This window comes from Pontibacter brevis (assembly GCF_054779655.1).
Genome location: NZ_BAAGXV010000002.1, coordinates 17501 through 20571, shown reverse-complemented (window position 1 = coordinate 20571; position 3071 = coordinate 17501). Strand labels below are relative to the sequence as shown.

Below are 3071 nucleotides of genomic sequence, written 5' to 3'. Positions count from 1 at the left end.
CTTTGAGAACGCGCTCGGGCAATTAGTACCGCTCGGCTTTGCTGTTTCCAGCTTTACACCTGCGGCCTATCGACGTCATCGTCTCTGACGGCCCTTAAGGGAGATCTCATCTTGGGGCGGGTTTCGCGCTTAGATGCTTTCAGCGCTTATCCCGTCCGAGCGTAGCTACCCTGCGCTGCGGCTGGCGCCACAACAGGTCCACCAGTGGCTCGTCCAACCCGGTCCTCTCGTACTAAGGTCAGGACCCCTCAAATCTCCGACGCCCACAACAGATAGGGACCGAACTGTCTCACGACGTTCTGAACCCAGCTCGCGTGCCACTTTAATCGGCGAACAGCCGAACCCTTGGGACCTTCTCCAGCCCCAGGACGTGACGAGCCGACATCGAGGTGCCAAACCTCCCCGTCGATATGAGCTCTTGGGGGAGATCAGCCTGTTATCCCCGGCGTACCTTTTATCCTTTGAGCGATGGCCCTTCCATGCGGAACCACCGGATCACTATATCCGTCTTTCGACCCTGCTCGGCTTGTGGGCCTCACAGTCAAGCGCCCTTATGCTATTGCACTCTGCGCACGGTTACCAAGCGTGCTGAGGGCACCTTTGAAAGCCTCCGTTATTGTTTTGGAGGCGACCACCCCAGTCAAACTACCCACCAAGCACTGTCCCCCTGTTTCAGAAGGTTAGGCGCCAAGCAACTCAAGGGTGGTATTTCAAGGACGGCTCCACGATGCCTGGCGACACCGCTTCACAGCCTCCCACCTATCCTACACATGAGTTACCCAGCGTCAATGCTAAGCTATAGTAAAGGTGCACGGGGTCTTTCCGTCCCGTTGCGGGTACTCGGCATCTTCACCGAGACTACAATTTCACCGAGCTCACGGCTGAGACAGCGCCCAGATCGTTACACCATTCGTGCAGGTCGGAACTTACCCGACAAGGAATTTCGCTACCTTAGGACCGTTATAGTTACGGCCGCCGTTTACCGGGGCTTCGATTCAGAGCTTCGCCTTGCGGCTAACCCCCCCTCTTAACCTTCCGGCACCGGGCAGGTGTCAGGCCTTATACTTCATCTCTCGATTTCGCAAAGCCATGTGTTTTTGTTAAACAGTCGCCTGGGCCTTTTCACTGCGGCTTCTTGCATTGCTGCAAGGAAGCGCCCCTTCTCCCGAAGTTACAGGGCCATTTTGCCGAGTTCCTTGGCCGTGATTCACTCGAGCACCTTAGGATTCTCTCCTCGACCACCTGTGTCGGTTTGCGGTACGGGCGGCTGCAGCGTTAGAACGCTTAGCGGGTTTTCTCGGGAGCCTGATTAGGGACACTATCGCCTCCCCCGAAGGGTCGGCGTACTTTCCACTTTCAGCTAGCCTGGCGTACTTTACTACCAGGCCAATACCTACGGTGTTAAACGCACTATTCCGTCAGTGCGCGGTCCTTTCACTTCTCCGTCACCGCATCGCTTGCTGCAGCCGGTGCTGGAATATTAACCAGCTGTCCATCGACCTGCGCTTTCGCCTCGGCCTTAGGACCCGACTAACCCTGATCCGATTAGCGTTGATCAGGAAACCTTGGTCTTTCGGTGTGCGGGTTTCTCGCCCGCATTATCGTTACTTATGCCTACATTTGCTTTTCCCTGCGCTCCAGCGCACCTCGCCGGTGCGCCTTCGCTGCGGCAGGGAATGCTCCCCTACCAGTGTAATAAATTACAATCCGTAGCTTCGGTGCCATGCTTGATGCCCGATTATTATCGATGCCCTGTCGCTCGACCAGTGAGCTGTTACGCACTCTTTAAAGGAATGGCTGCTTCCAAGCCAACCTCCTGGCTGTCTAAGCAACTGGACCCCCTTTGTTCAACTTAGCCTGGACTTGGGGACCTTAGCTGACGGTCTGGGTTCTTTCCCTCTCGGCGCGGGACCTTAGCACCCCGCGCCTCACTGCCGCGTATGTCAAGTGGCATTCGGAGTTCGTCAGGATTCGGTAGGATGTGACTCCCCCTAGTCCTATCGGTAGCTCTACCTCCACATGACTCAACCGCGACGCTGCCCCTAAAGGCATTTCGGGGAGTACGAGCTATTTCTCAGTTTGATTGGCCTTTCACCCCTACCCACAGGTCATCCAAATGCTTTTCAACGCAAACTGGTTCGGACCTCCAGTTGGTTTTACCCAACCTTCATCCTGCCCATGGGTAGATCACAAAGTTTCGCGTCTGCCCCCCCTGACTCTGCGCCCTGTTCGGACTCGCTTTCGCTGCGGCTCCGTACTTTGAAGTACTTAACCTTGCCAGGGAGGAGCAACTCGTAGGCTCATTATGCAAAAGGCACGCCGTCACCCAACGTATGGGCTCCGACCGCTTGTAGGCGCATGGTTTCAGGAACTATTTCACCCCCTTATTCAGGGTGCTTTTCACCTTTCCCTCACGGTACTGGTTCACTATCGGTCTCTCAGGAGTATTTAGCCTTAGCGGATGGTGCCGCTGGATTCAGGCGGGATTTCTCCGGTCCCGCCCTACTCAGGATACCACTAGGGCCAAAGAGCTTACGTGCACGGGCCTGTCACCCTCTCCGGTGCACCTTCCCAGGTGCTTACACTTCAATCTTTGGTCCCACGGCGTGGTCCTACAACCCCGGCGCTGCCGTAACAGCACCGGTTTGGGCTAGTGCGCGTTCGCTCGCCACTACTTGCGCAATCACTGTTGTTTTCTCTTCCTCCGGGTACTTAGATGTTTCAGTTCCCCGGGTTTGCCCCCCGTAGGGTACTAGCACTTCATGCTAGTGGGTTGCCCCATTCGGAAATCTTCGGATCGACCCATATGTGCTGGTCCCCGAAGCTTATCGCAGCTTGTCGCGTCCTTCATCGCCTCTGAGAGCCTAGGCATCCCCCATGCGCCCTTCTCTGCGTTCTCGACCGCTGTATCGCTACAGGCGGTCCGCTTCTTTCTCGTATGCATGGGCTATCTTTGCAGATAGCCTAAACTTTACTTTTGTTTCTCTCTCTTTCCCATCATGTCAAAGAACTTTTTCCAAGACGTCAGACACAAGACACAGGACGTTAGACCTGCGCTTTTGCCGTTGCTT

The 3071-nt window shown here is 55.6% G+C and carries 1 rRNA gene; it reads right to left on the bottom strand.

Annotated features, from left to right (window positions below):
• Positions 1-2: 2 nt before the first annotated feature.
• Positions 3-2899, bottom strand: a 23S ribosomal RNA gene (locus ACYVB1_RS00485).
• Positions 2900-3071: the final 172 nt, after the last annotated feature.